1 pseudogene is annotated in these 296 nt (G+C 73.6%); it reads left to right on the forward strand.

The window, feature by feature from the left end:
- Nucleotides 1-296: pseudogene (locus tag KVT32_RS29690) on the forward strand (phosphomethylpyrimidine synthase ThiC); the annotation flags it as partial.

Raw genomic sequence — 296 nt, forward strand, 5'->3', positions numbered from 1 at the left:
CGATGCGCGCCGTCGCGCAAAGCGATACCCCGGCCAGCTTCGGCGGCGAGACCAATCCGCCGGTCTTCGTCTACGACACCTCCGGTCCCTACACCGACCCGGCGGGCAGCATCGACATCCGGCGCGGCCTGCCGGCCCTGCGCCGCGCCTGGATCGAGGAGCGCGGCGACACCGAGGAACTGCCGGGACCGAGCTCGCGCTACGGCCAGGAGCGCCTGGAAGACCGCGGCCTGGACGCGCTGCGCTTCGAGCTGACGCGCAAGCCGCGCCGCGCGAAAGCGGGCGCGAAGGTCACC

Origin of the sequence: Achromobacter sp. GbtcB20 (assembly GCF_019091095.1) — a bacterium.
In the GTDB taxonomy this organism is placed as follows: Bacteria; Pseudomonadota; Gammaproteobacteria; order Burkholderiales; family Burkholderiaceae_B; genus Achromobacter; species Achromobacter mucicolens.